This is a genomic window from Streptomyces sp. NPDC003327 (genome assembly GCF_053589515.1).
In genome coordinates this window covers 14,975-39,019 of record NZ_JBSFSA010000054.1, presented here as the reverse complement: position 1 = coordinate 39,019, position 24,045 = coordinate 14,975, and the positions used below count along the sequence as shown (strand labels likewise).

At 72.9% G+C, this 24,045-nt stretch carries 22 protein-coding genes; 13 read left to right on the top strand and 9 right to left on the bottom strand.

The annotated features are described in order from the left end of the window. Positions 1–295: 295 nt before the first annotated feature. Positions 296–1,318 (bottom strand): LacI family DNA-binding transcriptional regulator, encoded by a 1,023-nt coding sequence (locus ACWDVG_RS28390; RefSeq protein WP_451703268.1) that lies wholly within the window; start codon positions 1,316–1,318, stop codon positions 296–298. Between the two features lie 394 nt (positions 1,319–1,712). On the opposite strand from ACWDVG_RS28390, the gene ACWDVG_RS28385 reads away from it, so the two are divergent. From ACWDVG_RS28385 to ACWDVG_RS28370, 4 genes are all read left to right on the top strand, one after another. Further along, positions 1,713–3,059: an ABC transporter substrate-binding protein gene (locus ACWDVG_RS28385; RefSeq protein WP_451703265.1), complete on the top strand. Its 1,347-nt coding sequence runs from the start codon at positions 1,713–1,715 to the stop codon at positions 3,057–3,059. A 90-nt stretch (positions 3,060–3,149) separates the two neighbouring features. Further along, positions 3,150–4,157 (top strand): carbohydrate ABC transporter permease, encoded by a 1,008-nt coding sequence (locus ACWDVG_RS28380; protein WP_451703262.1) that lies wholly within the window; start codon positions 3,150–3,152, stop codon positions 4,155–4,157. 3 nt (positions 4,158–4,160) lie between these two features. Beyond that, complete coding sequence (locus tag ACWDVG_RS28375) at positions 4,161–5,084, top strand: carbohydrate ABC transporter permease (protein WP_451703259.1); 924 nt, start codon at positions 4,161–4,163, stop codon at positions 5,082–5,084. 74 nt (positions 5,085–5,158) lie between these two features. Beyond that, complete coding sequence (locus tag ACWDVG_RS28370; RefSeq protein WP_451703256.1) at positions 5,159–6,601, top strand: GH1 family beta-glucosidase; 1,443 nt, start codon at positions 5,159–5,161, stop codon at positions 6,599–6,601. 126 nt (positions 6,602–6,727) lie between these two features. Here ACWDVG_RS28370 and ACWDVG_RS28365 read toward each other — a convergent pair whose 3' ends face one another. Next, positions 6,728–7,198 carry a hypothetical protein gene (locus tag ACWDVG_RS28365; RefSeq protein WP_451703255.1) on the bottom strand — a complete coding sequence of 157 codons (471 nt, stop codon included), beginning with the start codon at positions 7,196–7,198 and terminating at the stop codon, positions 6,728–6,730. A 205-nt stretch (positions 7,199–7,403) separates the two neighbouring features. After that, the gene (locus tag ACWDVG_RS28360) at positions 7,404–8,129 is read right to left on the bottom strand and encodes an IclR family transcriptional regulator (protein WP_451703253.1); all 726 of its coding nucleotides are present in this window, start codon (positions 8,127–8,129) and stop codon (positions 7,404–7,406) included. Positions 8,130–8,345: 216 nt separating this feature from the next. Here ACWDVG_RS28360 and ACWDVG_RS28355 point away from each other — a divergent pair, with 216 nt between their 5' ends. Both ACWDVG_RS28355 and ACWDVG_RS28350 read left to right on the top strand, forming a co-directional pair. After that, positions 8,346–9,299, top strand: a complete 954-nt coding sequence (locus tag ACWDVG_RS28355; RefSeq protein WP_451703251.1) for a glycerophosphodiester phosphodiesterase — start codon at positions 8,346–8,348, stop codon at positions 9,297–9,299. Between the two features lie 181 nt (positions 9,300–9,480). Further along, positions 9,481–11,868, top strand: a complete 2,388-nt coding sequence (locus ACWDVG_RS28350) for an ATP-binding cassette domain-containing protein (protein ID WP_451703250.1) — start codon at positions 9,481–9,483, stop codon at positions 11,866–11,868. Between the two features lie 111 nt (positions 11,869–11,979). On the opposite strand, the gene ACWDVG_RS28345 is transcribed toward ACWDVG_RS28350, so the two are convergent. The 3 genes from ACWDVG_RS28345 to ACWDVG_RS28335 all read right to left on the bottom strand — a co-directional run bounded on the left by ACWDVG_RS28345 (position 11,980) and on the right by ACWDVG_RS28335 (position 15,844). Then, positions 11,980–12,864, bottom strand: coding sequence for a geranyl diphosphate 2-C-methyltransferase (locus tag ACWDVG_RS28345; RefSeq protein ID WP_451703248.1), 885 nt, complete (start codon positions 12,862–12,864; stop codon positions 11,980–11,982). Between the two features lie 14 nt (positions 12,865–12,878). Beyond that, positions 12,879–14,351, bottom strand: coding sequence for a family 2 encapsulin nanocompartment cargo protein terpene cyclase (locus ACWDVG_RS28340; protein WP_451703246.1), 1,473 nt, complete (start codon positions 14,349–14,351; stop codon positions 12,879–12,881). Between the two features lie 83 nt (positions 14,352–14,434). Next, positions 14,435–15,844: a family 2B encapsulin nanocompartment shell protein gene (locus ACWDVG_RS28335; RefSeq protein WP_451703244.1), complete on the bottom strand. Its 1,410-nt coding sequence runs from the start codon at positions 15,842–15,844 to the stop codon at positions 14,435–14,437. Between the two features lie 477 nt (positions 15,845–16,321). Here ACWDVG_RS28335 and ACWDVG_RS28330 point away from each other — a divergent pair, with 477 nt between their 5' ends. Further along, positions 16,322–16,951 carry an alpha-ketoglutarate-dependent dioxygenase AlkB gene (locus ACWDVG_RS28330; RefSeq protein WP_451703242.1) on the top strand — a complete coding sequence of 210 codons (630 nt, stop codon included), beginning with the start codon at positions 16,322–16,324 and terminating at the stop codon, positions 16,949–16,951. A gap of 45 nt (positions 16,952–16,996) precedes the next feature. Here the strand turns inward: ACWDVG_RS28330 and ACWDVG_RS28325 are convergent, their stop codons facing one another. Beyond that, positions 16,997–17,665, bottom strand: a complete 669-nt coding sequence (locus ACWDVG_RS28325) for a DUF4232 domain-containing protein (protein ID WP_451703241.1) — start codon at positions 17,663–17,665, stop codon at positions 16,997–16,999. 185 nt (positions 17,666–17,850) lie between these two features. Between ACWDVG_RS28325 and ACWDVG_RS28320 the strand changes: the two genes are divergently transcribed. Next, positions 17,851–18,480, top strand: a complete 630-nt coding sequence (locus ACWDVG_RS28320; RefSeq protein ID WP_451703240.1) for a TOPRIM nucleotidyl transferase/hydrolase domain-containing protein — start codon at positions 17,851–17,853, stop codon at positions 18,478–18,480. On the opposite strand, the gene ACWDVG_RS28315 is transcribed toward ACWDVG_RS28320, so the two are convergent. Further along, positions 18,481–18,645: a hypothetical protein gene (locus ACWDVG_RS28315; RefSeq protein ID WP_451703238.1), complete on the bottom strand. Its 165-nt coding sequence runs from the start codon at positions 18,643–18,645 to the stop codon at positions 18,481–18,483. Positions 18,646–18,757: 112 nt separating this feature from the next. Between ACWDVG_RS28315 and ACWDVG_RS28310 the strand changes: the two genes are divergently transcribed. From ACWDVG_RS28310 to ACWDVG_RS28295, 4 genes are all read left to right on the top strand, one after another. Further along, positions 18,758–19,318, top strand: a complete 561-nt coding sequence (locus ACWDVG_RS28310; protein WP_451703237.1) for a hypothetical protein — start codon at positions 18,758–18,760, stop codon at positions 19,316–19,318. A gap of 10 nt (positions 19,319–19,328) precedes the next feature. Further along, complete coding sequence (locus tag ACWDVG_RS28305; RefSeq protein ID WP_451703234.1) at positions 19,329–20,081, top strand: hypothetical protein; 753 nt, start codon at positions 19,329–19,331, stop codon at positions 20,079–20,081. Between the two features lie 64 nt (positions 20,082–20,145). Then, complete coding sequence (locus tag ACWDVG_RS28300; protein ID WP_451703232.1) at positions 20,146–20,556, top strand: hypothetical protein; 411 nt, start codon at positions 20,146–20,148, stop codon at positions 20,554–20,556. 84 nt (positions 20,557–20,640) lie between these two features. Next, positions 20,641–21,336, top strand: a complete 696-nt coding sequence (locus ACWDVG_RS28295; protein ID WP_451703229.1) for a DUF6766 family protein — start codon at positions 20,641–20,643, stop codon at positions 21,334–21,336. Between the two features lie 40 nt (positions 21,337–21,376). Here the strand turns inward: ACWDVG_RS28295 and ACWDVG_RS28290 are convergent, their stop codons facing one another. After that, complete coding sequence (locus ACWDVG_RS28290) at positions 21,377–22,561, bottom strand: zinc-dependent alcohol dehydrogenase (RefSeq protein ID WP_451703227.1); 1,185 nt, start codon at positions 22,559–22,561, stop codon at positions 21,377–21,379. A 266-nt stretch (positions 22,562–22,827) separates the two neighbouring features. Between ACWDVG_RS28290 and ACWDVG_RS28285 the strand changes: the two genes are divergently transcribed. Continuing rightward, positions 22,828–24,015 (top strand): thiolase family protein, encoded by a 1,188-nt coding sequence (locus ACWDVG_RS28285; RefSeq protein WP_451703272.1) that lies wholly within the window; start codon positions 22,828–22,830, stop codon positions 24,013–24,015. Positions 24,016–24,045 lie beyond the last annotated feature (30 nt).

Here is a 24,045-nt window from a genome sequence, read left to right as displayed (position 1 = left end):
CCGGCGCCGGATACGGCACCATCACCGGCCAGGGCAACGGCCAGGGCGGCCGCGAACACGGCCAGAAATCCGACCTCCTGCCCGGCGGCCGCTCCGTCATCGGCAGACGAGGACGCCGCTGCGACAGGTGACCTCGCCGTGTGCCGGAGCCGGTCAGGCGGGTGCACCACCCGCGCGGCTCCACCGTACTGCCGCACGCCCCGCTCCCGCCCGGGAACGGCGCCCTCGCCCCCGCGCCGGAGGCATACGAGCAACGCGACCCGGCACCCGGCACCGGCCACCCGCCACCCGGCCGTCAGCAGGAAGCGCGGACGACCAGCTCGGTCGGCAGGACGTGGCGGCGCGGCTCCGCCGGGGTCTCGTCGAGTTCCTGGAGCAGCATCCGCGCCATCGTGCGGCCCATCTCCTCGATGGGCTGGCGCACGCTCGTCAGCGGCGGGTCCATCAGCCGCGCCACCGGGGAGTCGTCGACGCCCACCAGGGCCACGTCGTCCGGGACCCGGCGGCCCGCCTCGCGCAGGGCCGCGCGCGCCCCGGCCGCCATGACGTCGGAGGCGACGAAGACGGCGTCCAGGTCGGGCCTGCGGTCGAGCAGGAGCCGCATCGCCGCGCGGCCGCCCTCCTCGGTGAAGTCGCCCGCGGAGACGAGCGACTCGTCGGGGATCCGCCCGGCCTCGGCGAGTCCCGCCATGTAGCCCCCGAGCCTGGCCCTGGCCACGTACATGTCGAGCGGTCCCGTGACGGTGGCGATCCGGCCGCGGCCGCGCCCCACGAGGTGGGCGACGGCGGCCCGCCCCGCCCCGATGTTGTCCGAGTCGACGTACGGCACGGGCTCGGCCTCCGAGCGGCGGCCGTTCATGACGACGGGGATGCCCAGTTCGCGGATCCGGTCCGGCAGCGGGTCGTCGCCGTGCACCGAGGCGAGGAGGACCCCGTCGACGCGCTGGGCCGCGAGGTACTGCTCGAAGCGCTGGCGCTCCTGGGGGCTGCGCACCAGGGTGAGGAGCAACTGCGTGTCCGTCTCGGCGAGTTCGGCGCCGACCCCGCGGATGAGGTCGAGGAAGTAGGGCTCGGCGAAGAGCCGTGCCTCGGCCTCGGGGATGACGAGCGCGATCGCTCCGGTACGGCTGCCTGCCAGGGCGCGGGCGGCCTGGTTCGGGACGTAGCCGAGCTCGGCGACGGCCCTGGCGACGGCAGCCCTGGCCTGGTCGCTCACCCGGGGAGAGCCGTTGATCACCCGGGAGACCGTGCCCCGGCCGACCCCGGCGCGGGCAGCGACCTGCTCCAGGGTGGGTCTCCCGCTCTGCCGTCCGCTCACAACTCCCGAACTCCCCTCGTGGGACCGATGTACCGCTCTCCGGTCCGGCGGGCGGGGCGGCGGGTTCACGCCGTGGCCACGGCCAGGTATGGGAGCGCTCCCACCCTAGTCCACTCTCCCGCCCCGACGCCACGCGCGTGCGTTCAGGAGATGACGCGGCCGCCCGCACAGTGAGCCGCGAAACCCCCGTAGAACCTTCCGGTAACGAATCCGTGTTCACGTCTTGACACCCGCACCCGCCCGGCGGCAACCTTCCGGCAACGACGTGGGAGCGCTCCCATCAGGGACGCGACAAGCCCCGCATCGAGGACGGGCGGGACCTCCGCCGAGCCGCGCGCAACCGGCCGACCTCTTGGCGCGGGGCGGGCACCACCTTTTGGACGAGGAGAGTGGCATGCGCACTTCCAGCAGCAGACGCGGACGCCGGGCGGCGATCGCGGCGGTCGCCGCCGTCGTGACCGGCACGGTCCTGCTCACCGGATGCGGCAGCGACGACGACAACGGCGGCGACAAGGGCACCAAGGCCGGCGAGAAGATCACGCTGCGGATCGGGACCTTCGGTTCCTTCGGTTACGACAACAAGACCGGCGCGAAGCTGTACGCCGAGTACGAGCGGCTCCACCCGAACATCAAGATCGAGGAGTCGAACGTCTCGGACGGCCAGAAGTACTGGGACACGCTGAAGCTGCGCCTCGCCCAGAACAGCGGCGTCGCCGACATCCAGGCCGTCGAGGTCGGTTACATCGCCGAGGCCACCGGCCCCGCGATGGCGAACAAGTGGGTCGACCTCGGCAAGGAGGGCGGCGCGAACATCGGCGACTTCCTCGACTGGAAGGTCAAGCAGGCGACCACCGGCGACGGCAAGGTCATCGCCCTCGGCACCGACATCGGCCCCATGGCCATCTGCTACAACAAGGAACTCTTCGCCAAGGCCAAGCTCCCCACCGAGCGCGAGGAGGTCGCCAAGCTCTGGACCGGCGACTGGGCGAAGTTCATCGCGACCGGCGAGAAGTACAAGGCGGCCGCCCCCGCGGGCACCGCCTTCCACGACTCCGCGAGCGGCCTCTTCAACGCCGTCGTCTCCAGCGACCCCGTCCAGTACGCCAACGCCGGCGGCGAACTCGACTGGGAGAACAGCCCCGGTGTGAAGAAGGCCTGGGAGACCGCCGTCAAGGCGGCCCAGGGCGGCCTCACCGCCAAGCTGCGCCAGTTCGACGAGAAGGGCACCTGGAACGCGGCCTTCAAGAACTCGAAGTTCGCCACCGTCGCCTGCCCGAGCTGGATGACCGGCATCATCAAGGACCAGGCGGGCCCCGCCAACCAGGGCAAGTGGGACATCGCCGCACCGCCCGTCGCCGGCAACTGGGGCGGCTCCTTCCTCGCCGTGCCGAAGGCCGGCAAGCACACCAAGGAAGCCGCCGCACTCGCCGCCTGGCTGACCGCTCCCGAGCAGCACGCGAAGGTCTTCGCGGTCAACGGCAACATCCCCTCGTCCAAGGACACGCTCGCCTCGTCCGCCGTGCAGGACGCGAAGCTGCCGTACTTCGGTGACACGCCCGTCGGCAAGATCTTCTCCTCCGCCGCGGCCGGCATCACGCCCGCCACGATCAGCCGCTACGACGGCCAGGTGAAGACCTTCCTCACCGACAACGGCATCCTCGACATCGAGCAGCGCGGCACCGACCCGGCCAAGGCCTGGGAGAACGTCAAGAAGCTGGTCGACGACAAGATCGACCAGTAGCGGGGGGCGCCTGCCGGTCCGCCGCCGCCTGCGGGCGGCGGACCGGCATCGTCCGCATCACCGCACGCATCGACCTGGAAGGACGCCCCCGTGGCCACCTCCGTTCGGGCGAAGCGGGACGGCTCCCCGCCGCCCGCCGCACCGCCCTCCCCCGCCGGCCGCCCCCGCGGCCGCCGTGCCGCCCCGGGCGGCTGGCGCAGCACCCTGTACCGCTGGGACATCAAGGCGATCCCGTACGTCTTCATCGCCCCCTTCTTCCTCACCTTCGCCGCCTTCGGCCTCTTCCCGCTGATCTACACCGGCTGGCTCTCCCTCAACCGCGTCGAGCTCGGCGGCGACCCGACGTGGAAGGGCCTGGAGAACTACACCGACCTCGCCACCAGCGAGTTCTTCTGGAACGCGCTCTTCAACACCTTCACCATCGGGGTGATCTCGACCGTTCCGCAGCTGCTGATGGCCCTCGGCCTCGCGCACCTGCTCAACTACAGGCTCCGCGGCCGCGGCTTCTTCCGGGTCGCGATCCTCGCCCCGTACGCCACCTCGATCGCGGCGGCGACCCTGGTCTTCGCCCAGCTGTTCAACACCGACTACGGGATGATCAACGGCCTGCTCGGCTGGTTCGGCGTCGACCCGATCAGCTGGGAGTCGTCCAAGTGGCCGGCGCAGATCGCGATCTCCGTCATCGTCACCTGGCGCTGGACCGGCTACAACGCCTTGATCTACCTCGCCGCCATGCAGGCGGTGCCCCAGGACCTGTACGAGGCGGCCTCCCTCGACGGGGCCTCGCGCTGGCGCCAGTTCATCAGCGTCACCATCCCCTCCATCCGGCCGACGATCTTCTTCACGATCATCGTCTCCACGATCGGCGCCACCCAGCTGTTCGGCGAGCCGATGCTCTTCGGCGGCAGCGTCGGCATCAGCGGCGGCAGCGGCAACCAGTTCCAGACGCTGAGCCTGCTGATGTACGAGAAGGGGTGGATCACCGGCGCGCTGGGCCAGGCGTCCGCCATCGCCTGGGTCATGCTGCTGCTCCTGCTCCTGATCGGCGGCGTCCAGGCGCTCCTGTCCCGCCACAACCGCAAGAAGCTGGGGGACTGACGCATGGCCCGCACACTCGACACGACCCCCATCGAGACCACGGCCGCGGCCGGCACCGCGCCGGCGGTCAGGCCGGGCCGCCGGTTCCGCCAGACGGCCGGCCGGCAGCACCACGCCGGCCCGCTGACCTATGTGCTGCTGGCCGTCGCCGCGTTCCTCTCGCTCTTCCCGCTGTACTGGAACGTGGTCGCCGCCTCGCACACCGGCGAGCGGGTCGTGGAGGCCCCGGCGCCGCTGCTGCCCGGCAACCGGCTCCTGGACAACCTCACCTTCGCCTGGAACCAGGTCGACATGGGCGAGGCGCTGATCAACACGACGATCGTGGCGAGCCTGGTGGCCCTGTCCACCGTCCTCTTCTCCACGCTCGCCGGCTTCGCCTTCGCCAAGCTGCCCTTCCGGGGGCGCGGCATGCTGCTCTCCCTCGTCGTCGCCACGATGACGATCCCGCCGCAGCTCAGCGTCATCCCGCTGTACCAGATCATCACCGACCTCGGCTGGTTCGACCAGCTCCAGTCGGTCGTGCTGCCCTCGCTCGTCGCCGCCTTCGGCGTGTTCTTCATGCGGCAGTTCCTCGTGGAGGCGCTGCCGGTGGAGCTGGTGGAGGCGGCCCGGATGGACGGGGCGCACAGCCTGCGGATCATCTGGCACGTGGTCTTCCCGGTGGCCAGGCCCGCCATGGCCGTACTCGGCATGCTGGTCTTCGTCCAGGCGTGGAACGACTTCTTCTGGCCGTTCATCGCGCTCACCCCGGACGGCAACCCCACCCTCCAGGTCGCGCTCGCCGGACTCGGCGCGGGCAACCACACCGTGGACCACGCGATCGTGCTGACCGGCGCCCTCATCTCCACCGTGCCCCTGCTGCTGGTCTTCGCCTTCCTGGGCAAGCACATCGTGGGCGGCATCACGGCCGGCGCCGTCAAGAGCTGACGGGCCCCGCGCCCCGCCCCGTACCGCATCACCCGAACGTACCGAACCGTACTCCTCGTTGGGAGCGCCCCCCTATGACCGCGTCCGATACCCGGCCGCTCACCGCCACCCGTTCGTTCCCGCCCGACTTCCTCTGGGGCGCCGCCACCGCCGCGTACCAGATCGAGGGAGCGGCCCGGGAGGACGGCCGCACCCCGTCCATCTGGGACACCTTCTCGCACACGCCCGGCAAGGTCTTCGAGGGCCACACCGGTGACGTCGCCGTGGACCACTACCACCGGTTCCGCGAGGACGTCGGCATCATGTCCGAACTCGGCCTCAACGCCTACCGGTTCTCCGTCTCCTGGTCCCGGGTCCAGCCCACCGGGCGCGGCCCGGCCGTCCAGAAGGGCCTGGACTTCTACCGGGCGCTCGTCGACGAGCTGCTCGCCGCCGGGATCGAGCCGTCCCTGACCCTCTACCACTGGGACCTGCCGCAGGACCTGGAGGACGCGGGCGGCTGGCCGGCCCGCTCGACCGCGGAGCGGTTCGCCGAGTACGCGGGCATCGTCGCCGACGCCCTCGGCGACCGCGTGAAGCGGTGGACGACGCTCAACGAACCCTGGTGCAGCGCCTTCCTGGGGTACGGCTCCGGCGTGCACGCCCCCGGCCGCACCGACCCGGTCGCCGCCCTGCGCGCCGCGCACCACCTGAACCTCGGCCACGGCCTGGCCGTGCAGGCGCTCCGGGCGGCTCTGCCGACGGACCGTCAGCTGTGCGTCTCGCTCAACCTGCACGAGGTGCGGCCGCTCACCGGCTCGGCGGCGGACCGGGACGCGGCCCGCAGGATCGACGCCGTCGGCAACCGGATCTGGCTGGGCCCGATGCTGGAGGGCGCCTACCCGGAGGACCTGTTCGCGGACACCGCGCAGCTGACGGACTGGTCCTTCGTGCGGGACGGCGACGTGGCCGCGGCGCACCAGCCGCTGGACCTGCTCGCGATCAACTACTACACGCCGACGGTCGTCTCGGAGGTCGAGGAGGGCGCGGAGAAGCCGCAGGACGACGGGCACGGGAACAGCGCGTTCTCGCCGTGGCCGGGTGCCGACCGGGTCGCCTTCCACCGGGGGCCGGGCGAGCCGACGGCGATGGGTTGGGCGGTCGACCCGAGCGCGCTGTACGACCTGCTGACCCGGGTGTCCGCCGCGTACCCCGAACTCCCGCTGGTGATCAGCGAGAACGGCGCTGCGTACGAGGACGTGGTGGCCGAGGACGGCTCGGTCCACGACCCGGAGCGGACGGCGTACGTGCACGCGCACCTGGAGGCGGTGCACCGGGCGATGGCGGACGGGGTCGACGTCCGCGGCTACTTCCTGTGGTCGCTGCTCGACAACTTCGAGTGGTCGTACGGCTATGCGAAGCGCTTCGGCGCGGTGCGGGTCGACTACGACACGCTGGAGCGCACGCCGAAGTCGAGTGCCCGCTGGTACGCGCGGGTGGCGCGCTCGGGCGAGCTGCACGCGCCGGACGCCGACTGACACCGGCCGACATGGGATGACGTCGACTGACGTCGATCGGCGCCCGACGACGCGGGAGCGAGCGAGCGGGGCCCGTGCCGGTTCGTCCGGCACGGGCCCCGCGTCGCGTCAGGTGATGACGGTCGATCAGATGTCGATGACCCGGTAGCCGATGACGTACACGCCGCCGGAGCCCTCGACCGTGCGCCACTGCGTCTCGGCGCCGACCTCGGTGCCGGTGACGAGCGTGGAGCCGAGCTTGTCGTCGCCGCCGAAGGTGTCCTTGTCCCAGAGGGTCAGGGTGCGGGCCTGCTGCTTGCCGAGGATGAGGGCCGCGTTGCCGTTGCCGTCGGCCATGGAGCGGATGTAGCCGGAGCCCATCGTCTGGTAGCTGATGCCGTTGCCCGGCCAGACCTTGACGGCGTTGCCGTTGGCGTCGGTGATCTTCAGGTAGGCCTCGTCGTGGTCGCCCTCGCTGTTCTGCTGGCAGTGCAGCTCGAACAGCTCGATCTTCACGTAGTCGATCGGCTCGGCCTGGGCGGTGCCGGCGAAGAGGCCGATGCTGCCGAGTCCGAGCAGAGCGGTGGCGGCCAGTCGGGCGGCGCGGTTCTTGCGCATGTGGTGTCCCCCCACAATCGGGTCACTCGCGTGACGGTTGTTCCGGTGTTCCGGCCCGCCCTTCCGGCGGGCCGTGTGCCGTTTCCCCCCGGCACGACACCTACTGTGCCCGGCACGGGCCGTCCGGTTCTACGCGCGTTCCGCTGGACGGAACGGCGCCCGCCCGAGCGCGGCGGGCGGGGCGGACCGGGCAGGCGCGGCGGGGTCAGAGCACGAGCGCGGCGGGCGGCACGTGCGCGCGCGGGACGCCCCGGCCGAGCGCGCGGGTGATCGCGGCGCCCGCCTCCGCCACCGCCTGGGCGACGGCCTCCAGGCGGCGCCCGGCCGGGACCATGGCGGCGAGCCCGGCGACGGTGCGGCCGTCGGGGGCGCGGACGGGCAGCGCCGCGCAGCACACGCCCTCCATCACGTCCTCGCGGTCGAAGACGGGGCCGCCCCGCAGCGGCCCGCGCAGCGCCCGGCCCGCGGCGGTGTCGAGGTGGAAGGAGGTGCCGTCCCGCACGGGGACCAGCGGCTCCAGCTCCCCGGGGACCGAGCCGACGGTGATCGCCATGTCCTCGCGCAGGACCGCGAGGACGACGCTCGCCCCGGTGGCGGCCCGCAGCCGCTGGAGCGGCAGCCAGGCGGCGGGCCGCAGCCCGGGGTGGGGCTCCCAGGCCTGGCCCAGCCGGTACAGCTGGGGCCCGACGCGGTAGCGGGAGCCTCGGCGTTCGACGGCGCCGACGGCGACGAGCTGGTCGAGGAGCCGGTGCACGCTTCCCTTGGGGACGCCGCAGCTCAGGGCCAGTTCGGTCACCCCCGCCTCGTCCCCGTGCCTGCGCAGGGCGTCGAGGAGCGCGAACGCCCCTTCCACGACGCCCCGGCCGCGTCCCTGTCCCGCGCGGGCGGCCGCCCCGTCGCCGCCGGGTCTCCGTGTCGTACTGGTGTCCATGAGTCCCCCTGGTCTCCGCCCGGCCGTCGTCCCCCGACGGCACGGCTCCGGGCACCGTTCCACGATGCCGCAGACCGGTGCGCAACGCCGAGGGGCTCGGCGGCGCGTCGCGCCTCTTCGCCGCCTTCACCGACTTCGCCGACTTCGCCGACTCGTCACGTGCCGTGCGGTGTGGAGTAGCGGCTTCGTCACGCTCCGTCCCTAAGCTCGCCGTTCATGAACGACGTTCCGTCTCCCGCCCCTTGGGCCCGCCGTCTCCGCCCCCTCGGCCTCGGCGCCACGGCCCTGGCCTCCGCGCTGGTCCTGGCCGCCCCGCCGTCCCTCTCCGTCGAGCCCGTCGGCTACCAGCCCCGGCCCGCGACCTCGACCCCGCACGCGGCCGGTCCACCCGCCGCGCGCTCCTACCTCCGCCCGGCCGGGGCGCCGTTGACGGTGATCGCCCACCGCGGCGCCTCCTCCGCGGCGCCCGAGAACACCCTGGTCTCCGACGAGGTGGCCCGCCGGGGCGGCGCGACCTGGATCGAGAACGACGTACAGCCCAGCCAGGACGGCGTGCCGTACGTCCTGCACGACGCCACCGTCGACCGTACGACGGACGGGACGGGCCCCATCAGGTCCCTGACGGCCGCCCGGATCGACGCGCTCGACGCCGGGTCCTGGTTCGCCCCGGCCTTCGCCGGCGTCCGCGTCCCCACCCTGGCCGCCCAGCTCGACGACCTGCGGGCGCGCGGCGGCCGGCTCCTCCTGGAGCTCAAGGGGCCGCACACGCGCGCCGAGGTGGCCCGCGTCGTCCGGGAGGTCCGCGCCCACCGCATGGAGTCCCGGGTCTTCGTGCAGAGCTTCGACCCCACCACGCTCCGGTACGTCCGCGAGGTCGCCCCGGAACTCCCCCTCGGGCTGCTGCGCGACGCCCTCGACGCGGACCCGGTCGCCGTCGCGCGGGAGCTGCACCTCACGGCGTACAACGTCTCGGACCGTGGCCTGGCGGCCCGCCCGGCGGCGGTGGCCGAGCTGCACGCCGCCGGGGTGGCCGTGAACGTCTGGACGGTGGACCGCGCGGCCCGCTGGCAGGAGCTCGACGCCCTCGGCGTGGACGGCGTCATCACCAACCGCCCCACGGAGCTCGTCGGTTGGCTCTCGGGCCGGGCCGCCGCACGGCAGGGCCGGTAGGAGGTCACGGGCGGGGCGGAGGGGCCGCGGCCCGACCGGCGGGGGGCCGCGGCCGGGCCGGCAGGAGGGGCCGTTTCCGCCACGCCCTCGGGCGCGTCACCGGTCCGCCGGTGCCCATCGCCTACGCTTCGGCCGGAGAGCGCCGGGCCCGCGGCCCGGCCGACCGCCCCGGGGAGAGACGATGAGCAAGGCCAGGAGGACGGACGCCCACGCGTCCGCGTCGCACGTCGCCGACAGCCACGACCTGATCCGTGTGCACGGCGCACGCGAGAACAACCTGAGGGACGTCAGCATCGAGATCCCGAAGCGGCGCCTGACGGTGTTCACCGGGGTGTCCGGCTCGGGCAAGAGCTCCCTGGTGTTCGACACGATCGCCGCCGAGTCGCAGCGGCTGATCAACGAGACGTACAGCGCCTTCGTCCAGGGCTTCATGCCGACCCTGGCCCGCCCCGACGTCGACGTCCTCGAGGGCCTGACGACCGCGATCATCGTGGACCAGCAGCGGATGGGCGCCGACCCCCGCTCCACCGTCGGCACGGCCACCGACGCCAACGCGATGCTGCGCATCCTCTTCAGCCGGCTCGGCAAGCCGCGGATCGGGCCGCCGAGCGCCTACGCCTTCAACGTGCCGTCGGTGCGGGCGAGCGGCGCGATCACCGTCGAGCGCGGCAACAAGAAGGCGGTGAAGGCGACCTTCCAGCGCACCGGCGGGATGTGCCCGCGCTGCGAGGGCCGCGGCACCGTCTCGGACCTGGACCTCGCCCAGCTGTACGACGACTCCCTCTCGCTCAACGAGGGCGCGATCACCGTCCCCGGCTACAAGGGCGGCGGCTGGAACGCCCGGCTCTACGCGGAGTCGGGCTTCTTCGACCCGGACAAGCCGATCCGCCGGTTCACCAAGCGGGAGCTGCACGACTTCCTGCACCACGAGCCGACCCGGATGAAGATCGCCGGGATCAACATGACCTACGAGGGCCTGATCCCGCGCATCCAGAAGTCAATGCTCTCCAAGGACAAGGAGGGCATGCAGCCGCACATCAGGGAGTTCGTGGAGCGGGCCGTCACCTTCACCACGTGCCCCGACTGCGACGGCACCCGGCTGGCCGAGGCCGCCCGGACGTCGAAGATCAAGCGGATCAGCATCGCCGACGCCTGCGCGATGCAGATCAGCGACCTGGCGGAGTGGGTGCGCGGCCTCGACGAGCCGTCGGTGGCGCCGCTGCTCGCCAAGCTGCTGCACACCCTCGACTCGTTCGTGGAGATCGGCCTCGGCTACCTGTCGCTCGACCGCCCGGCCGGGACCCTCTCGGGCGGCGAGGCCCAGCGCGTCAAGATGATCCGCCACCTCGGCTCCTCCCTCACGGACACGACGTACGTCTTCGACGAGCCGACGTCGGGCCTGCACCCGCACGACATCAGCCGCATGAACGACCTCCTCGTGCGCCTGCGCGACAAGGGCAACACCGTCCTCGTCGTCGAGCACAAGCCGCAGACGATCGCCATCGCCGACCACGTCGTCGACCTGGGCCCCGGCGCGGGTACGGCGGGCGGCACCGTCTGCTTCGAGGGCACCGTGGACGGGCTGCGGGCGGGCGACACGGTCACCGGCCGCCACCTCGACGACCGGGCGGGCCTCAAGGAGTCGGTGCGCACGCCCACCGGCTCCCTGGAGATCCGGGGCGCCGACGCGCACAACCTCCGGAACGTCGACGTCGACATCCCGCTCGGGGTGCTGTGCGTGGTCACCGGGGTGGCGGGCTCCGGCAAGAGTTCGCTCATCCACGGGTCGATCCCGGCCGAGGAGGGGGTGGTCGCGGTCGACCAGGCCCCGATCCGCGGCTCGCGGCGCAGCAACCCCGCGACGTACACCGGGTTGCTCGACCCGATCCGCAAGGCGTTCGCGAAGGCCAACGGCGTCAAGCCGGCGCTGTTCAGCGCGAATTCGGAGGGCGCCTGCCCGACCTGCAACGGCGCGGGCGTCATCTACACCGACCTGGCGATGATGGCGGGGGTCTCCTCGCCCTGCGAGGACTGCGAGGGGCGGCGCTTCGACGCCTCGGTCCTGGAGTACCGGCTCGGCGGCCGGGACATCAGCGAGGTCCTCGCGATGCCGGTGACCGAGGCGCTGGAGTTCTTCGCCTCGGGGGAGGCGGCCACGCCGGCCGCCCACCGCGTCCTGGAGCGGCTCTCCGACGTGGGACTCGGCTACCTCAGCCTCGGGCAGCCGCTGACGACGCTCTCCGGCGGCGAGCGGCAGCGGCTGAAGCTGGCCACGCACATGGGCGAGAAGGGCGGGGTGTACGTCCTCGACGAACCGACGACGGGACTCCACCTCGCCGACGTCGAGCAGTTGCTGGCCCTGCTCGACCGGCTCGTCGACGCGGGCAAGTCCGTCATCGTCATCGAGCACCATCCGGCGGTGATGGCGCACGCCGACTGGATCGTCGACCTCGGGCCCGGGGCCGGTCACGACGGCGGGCGGATCGTCTTCGAGGGCACGCCCGCCGACCTGGTCGCCGACCGCTCCACCCTGACCGGCGAGCACCTGGCGGCGTACGTCTCCGGGTGACGGCGGACGACGGAGCGCAGGGGCCGGGCCCGTCGGACGACGGGCGCGGCCCCTTCCGCCTGCCGAACCCCTGCCGGGGCCTTGCCGGGTCCTTGCCGGGCCCCTTCCGGATCAGACGCGGTCGGCGGCGATCAGGACGTACTGGAACGAGCCGTCCTTGTACGACTCGATGAACGCCTCCTCGATGCCGGTGACCAGCGACGACGTGGCCCGCAGCTCCCAGTAGGGCAGGGTGTCCGGGGTCAGGTCGATGACGGCCTGCGGGACGAGGCGGTTGTCGGCCATGGCGCGGAGGTACTCGCGGCGCGAGTGGATGTTGCACTCGAAGTGCGCGTTGATCTGCGACACCCACTTCGAGGGCTGGCCGTACTTCGGGTTCCAGCAGCCGGTGATCGTGACGTAGCGGCCGCCGACCTTCAGGAAGCGGGAGTGCTCGGCGAACAGGTCGTCGAGGTCGACGTACATGCTCGACTCGTTGTTCCAGGAGGCGGCGATGCTGCCCTTCTCGAACGGCGTGTCGAGCATGTTGCAGACCCGGGCGCGGACGTGGTCCGCGATGCCCAGCTCCTGGGCGCGCCGGTTGCCGAACTCGGCCTGCGTGGAGGAGAGGGTCACGCCCTCGACCTTGCAGCCGAAGCGCTGGTGGGCCATGACGCTCGAACCGCCGCGGCCGCAGCCGGCGTCGACGAGCGTGTCCTCGCGCCCGATGGGGCCGAGGTGGTCGAGGAGGACCTCGGCCTGTGCGGACTCCAGGCGGTGCAGCTCCTCGATGAGCTTCTTCTCGTACGCGCTGTCCTCGACGTCCCCGAGGGCGGCGTGGTCGACGGCGCCGATGCCGTAGTGGTGGTGGTACAGCCCGTCGACATCACCGAGACGCAGGTTCACGGGCCTGGCCTCGGCGTTCCAGTAACGGGCGATGTCTCCCTGGTACGGCGTGGCCGGGCCGGGGACGAACGCGGAGGTGCCGTTGACGGTGGGGAGCTCGGTGTTGGTCACAGATGAATCCGTTCTTACCAGAAATCGGGCAGGCTGTAGCGGTACGTGTTGGTCTGGTGCCAGTAGTGGTTGCCGTCGACCCAGGCGGCCACCCCGCGCAGGAAGCGCAGGACGGTCGGGACGGGACAGGCTGCGGCCAGGTCGGCGGCGGCTGACTCGAAGGCGCGCATGAGGTCGTTGTGGACCTCGACCGCCTTCAGGTAGGCGTCGCGCTCGGAGAGGCCCTCGCGTTCGGCGATCACCACGGGGAGGTTGAGGTGCTTCCCGGGGCTCGCGAGTTCCTTGGTGTAGGAGTACAGGTCGTTGACGATGGTCGTCGCGTTGCCGGCGAGCGCGATGACCCGCTGCATGGCCGGCTGGGCGTGCAGGTCGGCGGGGAGCTCGTAACCGCCGACGGCGTCGGTGATGGTGGGGCAGGGGCGGAAGTTGTTGAACTGGCGCATCGCCAGGTACTCCCACACCTCCGGTACGTGGTCGGTCTCGGCCCAGGCCGCCTCCGCGAGGTAGCCCATGTGCAGCCGGGCCATGTCGTGCCGGAAGCGGTCGGCCTGCGAGGGGGTCGACTCCCGTACGAAGTACTCCATGGCGGAGCGGTAGGCGCGCCGGGGGGCGTCCGAGCCGAGGGACTCCAGCCAGGCCGGTGCGTACTCCTCGGTGGTGTGGAGGTGGTCGAGCGCGGTGTGGGCGAGGAGCAGCCGTCCGCCGAGGCCGACGGGCGAGCCGCCGTGGTCCTCGCAGTAGCAGTCGTCGACCGCGTTCTCGGCGACCATCAGCCGGGTGGCGAGCATCAGGTGGTCGACCGTGGGCGCGTCGGGGTGGCAGGCCACCATGTAGCGCCCGACGGAGAACCCGTCGAACTCGCCCTCCCACTCCTCGGGGAAGAGCTGGATCTCGTCGACGGCCCAGTCCTTGATCCTGCGGCTGACCTCTGCCACCCGGACGGGGTCGGGGTCGGCGACGGGGTGGTAGTAGAGCCCGGGGATCGGCCGCCCCTCGGCCGGGGAGGCGTCGGGCGAGGCGTCCGGGGCGGCGGTCCCGGCCGGGCCCGGTACGGCCTCCGGTACGGCCTCCGGCACGGGCTGCGCCTCGGGGGGCCGGGCGAGGGAGAGGGCCGCCGTCCCGAGTCCGCTCGGCCCGCGCAGCAGCCGCTCGACGGCGGCGGCCCGGGGGTCGGCGGGGGGTGTGACGGGGGGCGTGGTGGGGGGCGTGGTGGGAGGGGCGGGCGTGACGGGCGCCGCCGGTGCGGCGGTGACGGGCGCGGTGAACGGGTGGGAGGGCGGCCCCGGCAGGACTCCGGGCCTGGCGGCCGCGACGGGCCCGGCGGGGAGGGCGGCGGCGCCCTCCCCGCCCGGAGCCGCGGTGTCCGTGACGGTGTCCGTGCCGGTCTGCGTGCCGGTGCTCGCCGCGGTGGCGAGGACGTGCGCACCGAAGCGGGCCGCGGCATCGGGCAGGCTCGACTGCAGGGGGGAAAGCCCGGGCTCGGGCATCCGTGGCTCCTTGCTGAGGTGGGTGACGGTCACGCGCGGGGAGAGGGAGCCCCGCCGGTCCGGCCTGACCGGCGGGACGCCGGTCAGGCGCTCCTGCGCGCGATCTGCACGTTCTCCATCACGCCGAGCGCGTCGGGGACGAGGACGGCGGCGGAGTAGTAGGTGGTCACGAGGTAGGACATGATCGCCTGCTCGCTGATGCCCATGAAGCGCACGGAGAGCCCCGGCTCGTACTCCTCCGGGAGGCCCGTCTGACGCAGGCCGATCACCCCCTGGTTCTCCTCGCCGGTACGCATGGCGATGATGGAGCTGGTCTGCTCCTTGGTGATCGGGATCTTGTTGCAGGGGAGGATCGGCACGCCGCGCCAGGCGGGGACGGCCTGCCCGCCGAGGTCGACGTGGTCCGGGTAGAGGCCCCGGGCGTTGAACTCGCGCCCGATGGCCGCGATGGTGCGGGGGTGGGCGAGGAAGAGCTTGGTGCCGCGGCGGCGGCAGAGCAGCTCGTCCATGTCGTCCGGGGTGGGCGGGCCGGAGTGGGTCTGGATCCGCTGCTTGAAGTCGGCGTTGTGGAGCAGGCCGAACTCGCGGTTGTTGATGAGCTCGTGCTCCTGGCGCTCGCGCAGCGCCTCGATGGTGAGCCTGAGCTGCTCCTCCGTCTGGTTCATCGGGCCGTTGTAGAGGTCGGCGACCCGGGTGTGGACCTTCAGGACGGTCTGTGCGACGGAGAGTTCGTACTCGCGCGGGTTCAGCTCGTAGTCGACGAAGGCGCCGGGGAGCACGGCCTCGCCGACGTGGCCGGCCGACATGGCGATCTCGGCCTCGCCGTGCTTGTTCTGCCGCTGGTCCGGGAGCGCGCTGAACGCCTCGATGTGGGCCTGGAGGGCCGGCGAGGTGGCCATGATCGCGGAGAAGTCGGCGCGGGAGAGGGTGAGGAGGGTGCCGGAGGTCTCGGCGGTGGCGGTGTAGTCCCACGTGGCGTCGGCGTCCAGGAGGGCGTTCTCGCCGAAGCGGTCGCCGTCCGCGAGGATCGCGACGGCGACGTCGTTGTCGTACGGGCCGAGGGAGTTCTGGCTCACGCGGCCGTGCGCGATGAGGTGGATCTCGCCGGCGGGGGCGCCGCGCTGGACGAGGATCTCGCCGGGCTCGAAGTCGCGCTGCTGACAGCGGTCGGCGAGCGCGTGGAGCACCTCGTCGTCCTCGAAGCCTCGCAGGAGGGCGAGTTCGCCGAGCTCGCGGGGGATCACCCGGACGCTGGCACCGTCCTGGACGAACTCCACGCGCCCGTCGCCGACGGTGTAGCTGAGGCGACGGTTGACGCGGTAGGTACCGCCCTTGGTCTCGACCCAGGGGAGCATCCGCAGCAGCCAGCGGGAGGTGATCTCCTGCATCTGCGGGGCGGACTTGGTCGTGCTGGCGAGCTTGCGGGCGGCCGCGGTGCTCAGGGACTGCTGGACAAGTGCCGCCTGGGCTTCCGGGCTGGTGTCGACGCTCATCGGGGGCGCACTCCTTGGTGGGGGGTGACGTTCGGCGCACGAATACGCCAAAGGGATGAAAGGTGAGATAGGGGGTGAAACTCAGGGAATCCGTCAGATCCGGTGGAACAGTAGCGGTCGCCGGACCCGTGGTTCGCGTCGAGCCCGAGGGCTTTACCTCGATGCGGTGATCTTGTGCGAAGCGGTGTTTAAGAGCGTGACCAGCGAGTTTTCGGCCATGCAGGAGCGGGGCGGAACGCCCCGGCTCGCCTGGCACGGCACCGCCCCTCCTCCGGACCCACCGTGAACCGGCCACGGGTTCCCGGGGGACCTGCGGTGGCCGCCACGTCACCCTGCCGGATCCACGCTGACGCCCCGGGCCCGGCGAGGGGTGGGCGAGGGGGTCGCCGGGCACCGACGAAGCCAGGTGCGCGACCCGATGGACGCGGCCCCCGATTCATTCGCTCATCTGTTCGGTTTTTCGTTTAGGCTGGGACCATGCACGCACATCTCCAGGCCTCGCTGTTCGACCAGGGCGAGGAGCCCCGCCTCCGGCCGCTGCGGGACGTCGAGCGGCGGCCGCTCGACGGCGGCGCCTGGATCGATCTGCTGCCGGGCTGGCTCACGGGCGCCGACGCGCTCTTCGAGGCCTTGGCGGAGGGTGTCCCCTGGCGGGCCGAGCGGCGGCGGATGTACGAGCGCGAGGTCGACGTGCCGCGGCTCCTCGCTCACTACGGGCAGGGGGAGCCGCTGCCGCACCCGGTCCTCACCGCCGCCAGGTCCGCCCTGAGCGCGTACTACGCCCCCGAACTGGGCGAACCCTTCGTCACGGCCGGTCTCTGTCTCTACCGCGACGGCCGCGACAGCGTGGCCTGGCACGGCGACCGCAACGGGCGCTCGGCCACCGAGGACACCATGGTCGCGATCCTCTCCGTCGGAGACCCGCGCGACCTGGCGCTGCGCCCCCGGGGCGGCGGCGCGGCCACCCTGCGCCTCGCGCTCGGCCACGGCGACCTGGTCGTGATGGGCGGCTCCTGCCAGCGGACCTGGGAGCACGCGATCCCGAAGTCGACGCGGGCGGTCGGACCCCGGATCAGCGTGCAGTTCCGCACCCGGGGCGTCTCCTGACCGCGTCCACGCCGAGGACCGCGTCGGCCCAGCGGCCGGGACGCGTCACAGGCTCAGGGCGTCCTCCGCGTTGCCGTACCACGGGGTGACCGAGTTCCGGCCGGGTGAGACGTAGAGCCCCGGGGTGGACGCCCTGAGCGGCACCTGCGCCAGGTCCGACTCGGTGTTCATGGTCATCGCGATCGCGTGGACGCGCGTGCCCGTGCCGTCGTCCACGCCTCCCATCAGCCCGGCGTACGCGGACTGCCCCGGCGCCAGCGTGAGCGCGTCCTCGATCCCGGGCGCCTCACCCCGTTCCGTGGCGGCGTCGTCCAGGTCCCCGAAGGTCACCACGGGGTACCCGAGGGCCCGGCAGGTGACACCGCTCTTGTTGGTGATCTTCAGCAGATAGCTGCTGGTGGTGGGCTCGGCGAGGCTCGCGGTGAAGGTCAGGTCCGCCGTTGCGCACGGGAAGAGAGCGAGCGGGGGGCCGTCCGTGGGCACCGGCACGGGCTTCGAGGGCTTCGCGGGGGTGGACTTGGTCGGCGCGGGCTTGGTGGGCGCGGGCGACGGCGTGGCGGGAGCCGTCGGGCGCGCGGTCGACGGCGGCGCGGCGGTGGGCGCCGCGGGACCACCGGACGCCTCGTCCCCGCCGGGACCGCAGGCGGTCAGGGCGAGGGCGGACAGGGTGGACAGGGCGGCGAGGACGACGGCGGATCTGCGGACGGTGCTCATGGTGGTGGTTCCCCCCGACTTCGCAGCGCGGTGCGCGCTGGACCGAGCACCAGGGTGGGGCACCGGCATCACGATTCCGTGACGAGGCCTCACCGACTCCACGACAGTAAGGCCCGGGGCCGTGCCGTCCGGCCGGCGCGGGAATTCAGGTGCCCGTACGGCACCAGGGGTGCAGACTCGCTCCCATGACGAGGGCGACGGTGGACATGCGGGCGTTCCGGGACGAGGTCACCGACTGGGCGGCGGGCGGCGCCGGCGGGCCCGCCGCGGAGCTGGCGGCGCGGCTCGGGGTGCGCACGGCCGTCCTCCTGGAGGGCCTCAGCGATCTCGCGGCCGTCGAGACCCTGACCGCCCGCCGCGGCCGCGACCTGGACGCCGAGGGCGTGTGCGTGATCCCGATGGGTGGCGCGATGAACGTGGGCCGCTACGCCGGCCTCCTCGGTCCGGCCGGCCTCGGGCTGCGCCTGACCGGGCTGTGCGACGTCGGCGAGCAGGGCTACTACGACCGTGCCCTGGAACGGGCGGGCGGGTCGTCCCACGACGTCTTCGTCTGCGCGGCCGACCTGGAGGACGAGCTCATCCGCGCGCTCGGCACGGACACCGTCGAGGAGATCGTCCGCACCGAGGGGGACCTCCGGGCCTGGCAGACGTTCCTGCGCCAGCCCGCGCAGCACCAGCGCACCCGCCACCAGCAGCTCCGGCGCTTTCTCGGTACGAAGAAGGGCCGGAAGATCCGTTACGGTCACCTCCTCGTCGCCGCCCTCGCCCCCGGCTCCGTGTCGGCCCCGCTCGACGGGCTGCTCGCCGCGCTCTGATCACGGCCGCGGCCCGGGGACGAAGTGCAGGGCGTGGCTGCTCTGTTGGGCGACGCACGCGCCGAGGCCCGGCGCGGTTTCCTCGGCGAGGCGCCCGCCGGAGAGCCCGACTTCGCCCCGCGCTCGCAGCACGCCGAGTTCGGCGCCGCGGCCCACCGAGCGCACCCGGCGCCGCGCCCCTCGGAGGCCGTGCCCGGCGCCGGCCGGACGGTTTCACCTTCCCGACGGCGGGCACTCGCGCAAGTCAGAGGCCCGTCGCAGAGCAAGGGGGTCGTCCATGTCCACAGGAACCATTCTCGCGATCGTCATCCCGGTCGCGGTGGTACTCGTCCTGATCGCGGTGGCGGTCGCCCTCCAGCGGCGCCGACGGCGCCGGCTCCAGGAGAACTTCGGCCCGGAATACGACCGCGCGGTCGACGAGACGGGCAGCCGCAGGGCCGCCGAGCAGGAGCTCGACGCCCGTGAGAAGCGGCACGACTCGCTCGACATCCGGCCGCTCCCGCCCGAGCTGAAGGACCGTTACGCGCGCGAGTGGCAGGGGGTCCAGGAACAGTTCGTGGACCGTCCCGAGTCCTCGGTGCACGACGCGGACCGCCTGGTGACGGCCCTCATGCGCGAGCGGGGCTACCCCACGGACGACTTCGAGCAGCGGGCCCGGGACCTGTCCGTCGAGCACGGGCGCACCCTGGAGCACTACCGCGCCGCGCACGAGATCGACCGCCTCAGCGCCGATCACCGGGCCACGACCGAACAGTTGCGCGGCGCGATGATCCACTACCGGGTCCTCTTCGACGAACTGCTGGCCGACGGGAACCGCTCCGGCTCCGGCCGGTCCTGAGAGGTGCGGCATGCACGACAACGACACACCGGGGCGGGCCGGGTCAGGCTCGTCGACCGAGGACATCGCCGCCACCGGCTCGTCCTCGCAGGACACCGGGCGCGGGACGGACGGCGGTTTCGGCCGCGCGTCCGACGCGCCCCCGACGTACCCCGGGGAGAGCATCGCCACCAGCGGCGAGGGCGACACCCCGCGGGAGAACGGCACCGAAACCGGGACGGACAGCGACACGACGGGGGCCGGTGGCGCGGTCGGCGACCGGGGCATGACCGAGAGCGGCGGCGGCCCGAGCGGTGACGGGGGCGTCGGCGTCGGGACCGGCGGTTTCGGCTCCGGCGGGACCGGCGGTTTCGGCTCCGGCGGGACCGGCGGTTTCGGCTCCGGCGGGACCGGCGGCGGCTCGGCCGACGAGACGCCGCGGCTGATGGCGGCCGGGGACGAGGAGGATTTCCGGACGCGCTGGCGCGACATCCAGAGCCTTTTCGTCGACGACCCGCGGGAGGCCGTGCACGCGGCCGACTCCCTCGTCGCCGACGTGATGCAGAAGCTCGCCGCGACCTTCGCCGACCACCGCAGGAATCTGGAGGGCCAGTGGCAGCAGGGCGAGGACGTCGACACGGAGCGGCTGCGCACGGCCCTGCGGCAGTACCGCTCCTTCTTCCACCGCCTGCTCAGCACCGGAGCCGAGCAGGGCGCGGCGGGCTCCGGCGACGCGCGCGGCGGCTCCGGGGAGCGGCCGGACCGGACGTCCGCGATCGAGTGAAACCGGCGCACCGTGCGGCCCCGCGTGGCGGGGCCGCACGGCTGTCGCGTGCAGGGTGGGGGCCATGATGTCGGTGACCTCCCGCGCGGCCGGCATGCTGCTGGCCGCCGCTCTGCTGTGCGGCTGCGGCGCGTCCGCGGCCCGCGAGGACGGCGCCTCCGGGGCGGGGCTGCGGTTCACCGAGGCGGTGGCGGCCGGGGACTTCCGGGCCGGCTGCGCGCTGCTCGCCCCCGAGACCAGGGAACAGGTCGAGGAGGACGCGAAGGGCCCCTGCGGTCCGGCGCTGCAGGAGCTCGACCTGCCGCCGGCCGGCGGGGCGCGCGGGATCGACGTGTACGGCCGGCAGGCGCTGCTGCGCACCGAGGGCGACACGCTGTTCCTGTCCCAGTTCGCCGACGGGTGGAAGGTCACCGCGGCGGGGTGCTCCGCGCAGGGCGAGGACGAGCCGTTCCAGTGCGCGCTGAAGGGAGGATGACGGCATGAGGGCCGTGTTCATCGGCTGCCTGCTGACCATTCTGGGCGGCCTCGCCTACTTCACCGCGATCGGGGCGATGCAACGGTGAGCGGGAAGCCCGCGGGCCGACTCGGGTTCTGGCGCTCGAACAGCCTCACCCTGGTCTTCGGCGCGGCCTTCCTCCTCGTCCTCGGCGCCCAGGCCGTCGCCGGACGCGCCGAGTTCAACGAGCAGCTCGCGGTCGAGGGGCTCCAGCAGGTCGGGCTCGGCGACTACCTGATGTCCTCGGACTTCGCCGTGGACGTCACGGAGAACTGGCAGTCGGAGTTCCTCCAGTTCTTCCTGTACGTCTACGGCACCGTGCACCTCCTCCAGCGCGGCTCGCCCGAGTCGAAGCCCCTCGACCGCGCCGGAAGCGAGAGCGACCGGGACCAGAAGGTGGGAGACCACTCCGAGGAGGACTCGCCCCGCTGGGCGGGCGCCGAGGACTGGCGCCAGAAGGTGTACGCGCACTCGCTGGGCCTGGTCATGGCCGTGCTCTTCTTCCTGTCCTGGTTCGCCCAGTCGGTGGCCGGCGTTTCCGCGTACAACGACGTCCGGCTGCGCCAGCTCCAGGCCCCCGTCGACTGGATCGCCTATGTCGGGTCCGCCGACTTCTGGAACCGGTCGCTGCAGAACTGGCAGTCGGAGCTCCTGGCCGTGTCGGCGATGGCCATCCTCTCGGTCTACCTGCGCCAGCGGGGGTCCCCGGAGTCCAAGCCCGTCGGCTCCCCGCACTCCGCCACGGGCGTGGAGGGCTGACGACCGACGAGCGGAAGCACTCGGCGTCACGCGCTCCGCGTCACGGCGTGAACAGGATCTTCACGGCGCCGTCGCGCTTCGTCTGGAACATCTCGTACGCCGTGGGTGCCTCGGTGAGCGGCACGCGGTGGGTGGCGAAGTCGTCGACGCCCAGCGGGTCGTCGTCGGTGAGGAGCGGCAGGAGGCTGTCCACCCAGCGCAGGACGTTCGCCTGCCCCATGCGGAGCGTCAGCTGCTTGTCGAACATGGCGAGCAGCGGCATCGGGTCGGCCGCTCCCCCGTACACCCCGGAGAGCGACACGGTGCCGCCGCGGCGCACGAGGTCCACCGCCAGGTGGAGCGCGGTGAGCCGGTCCACGCCGAAGCGGCGCATCATGCCCCGGGCCATCGCGTCCGGCAGGTGGGCGACCAGCGAGTGGAGGCCTCGGGCGACCGGGGCCCCGTGGGCCTCCATGCCGACGGCGTCGACGACCGCGTCGGGGCCGCGTCCGTCGGTGAGGTCGCGCACCTGCTCGAGGGCGTCGGCGTCGGACGCGCACGGGTCCAGGGTCCGCACGCCGCGGGCCTCGGCGCGCGCCCGCCGTTCGGGGACGGGGTCGAGGCCGATGACGAGACCGGCCCCGCGCAGCAGGGCGATCCGGGCGGCCATGTCGCCGATGGGGCCGAGGCCGAGGACGGCGAGGGTGCCGCCGGGGGGCACGTCCGCGTACTCGACGGCCTGCCACGCCGTGGGCATGACGTCCGAGAGGTAGACGAAGCGGTCGTCCGCCGGGCCCTCGGGGACCTTGATGGGGAGGGTGTCGCCGAACGGCACCCGCAGGTACTCGGCCTGACCGCCGGGCACCTGCCCGTACAGCTTGGTGTAGCCGAACAGCGCGGCTCCCGTGCCGTGGGCGTGGACCTGCGTCGTCTCGCACTGGGAGTGCAGGCCGCCGCGGCACATCATGCAGGTGCCGCAGGAGACGTTGAACGGCACGACGACGCGGTCGCCGGGAGCGAGCTTGCGCACCTCGGGCCCCGTCTCGACCACGACCCCCATCGGCTCGTGCCCGAGGATGTCGCCGGGGTCGAGGAACGGTCCGAGCACCTCGTACAGGTGCAGGTCCGATCCGCACAGGCCGGTGGAGGTGATGCGCACGATGACGTCCGTGGGTTCCTGGATCCGCGGATCGGGGACGGTCTCCACCGAGACGTTGCGGCGACCCTGCCAAGTGACGGCCTTCATGGCGACACCTTCCGTGTGATCGGGGGGCTGCGTTCGTGGGGCGTGCGGACTACGTTCGGGGGCTGCCTGCGGTGCCGCGCCGCACCGCCGCCCGGAGGGGGGAGACCGGGCGGCGGCTTTTGACGGGGTGCGCGCACCCGGTGTGCGAGTGCCCCGAGGGTCCGGGCGTACACACGGGCGGGCACAGCGGTCACGGGGGACTGGAGTCCCAAAACTTGCGCTGCTAGTTTCAGGGGTATACGCCCCGACCCACTGGAGCCGTGACCATGCGCCCCGTGTACTTCGCCGCCGCCCGACGCACCCCGATCGGCCGCCTGCGCGGCGCGCTGTCCTCCGTACGCCCCGACGACCTCGCCGCCACCGCCGTCCGCGCCGTCCTCGACGCCGTGCCCGGCCTGGACCCCGCCCGGGTCGACGACGTCTACTGGGGCGCCGCCAACCAGGCGGGCGAGGACAACCGGAACGTGGCCCGGATGGCCGTCCTGCTCGCCGGACTGCCCGACACCGTCCCCGGCGCCACCCTCAACCGCCTCTGCGCCTCCGGCCTCGAAGCCGTCACCACCGCCGCCCGCACCATCGCCTCCGGCGAGGCCGACATCGTCCTCGCGGGCGGCTCCGAGTCCATGAGCCGCGCCCCGTTCGTCCTCCCCCGGCCCGACCAGGCACTCCCCCACGGCCAGGAGATCTTCGACACCAAGCTCGGCTGGCGGCTCACCCACCCCCGCATGAAGGAGCTCCACGGCGTGCTCTCCATGGGCGAGACCGCCGAGGAGGTCGCCGCCCGCTACGGCGTCAGCCGCGAGGACCAGGACGCCTTCGCCCTGCGCAGCCACCAGCTCGCCGCCGCCGCCCGCAAGGACGGACTCTTCGACGCCGAGATCGTCCCGGTCACCCTCGCCGACGGCACCACCGTCACCCAGGACGAGTCCATCCGCCCCGACACCACCGCCGAGAAGCTCGCCGCCCTCAAGCCGGTCTTCCGCCCCGACGGCACCGTCACCGCCGGCAACGCCTCCCCCATGAACGACGGCGCCGCCGCCCTCCTCCTCGTCAGCGAGGAAGCCCTGCGGGAGCTGGACCTGGAGCCCCTCGGCCGGTACGCGGGCGGCGCCAGCGCCGGCGTCCACCCCGACGTCATGGGTATCGGCCCCGTCCCCGCCGTCCGGCGCGTCCTCGGCCGCACCGGCCGCACCCTCGACGGCATCGACACGGCCGAGTTCAACGAGGCCTTCGCCGCCCAGGCCCTCGCCTGCGTCCGCGAACTCGGCATCGACCCCGACCTCGTGAACCCCCAGGGCGGCGCCATCGCCCTCGGCCACCCCCTCGGCGGCTCCGGCGCCCGTCTCCTCACCACCCTCCTCCACCGCATGCACCGCACCGGCGACCGCCACGGCCTCGCCACCATGTGCGTCGGCGTCGGCCAGGGCACCGCCGTCCTCATCGACCGCGACTGACCCCCTCGCGGCACGTCGCCAGGGGTCCGG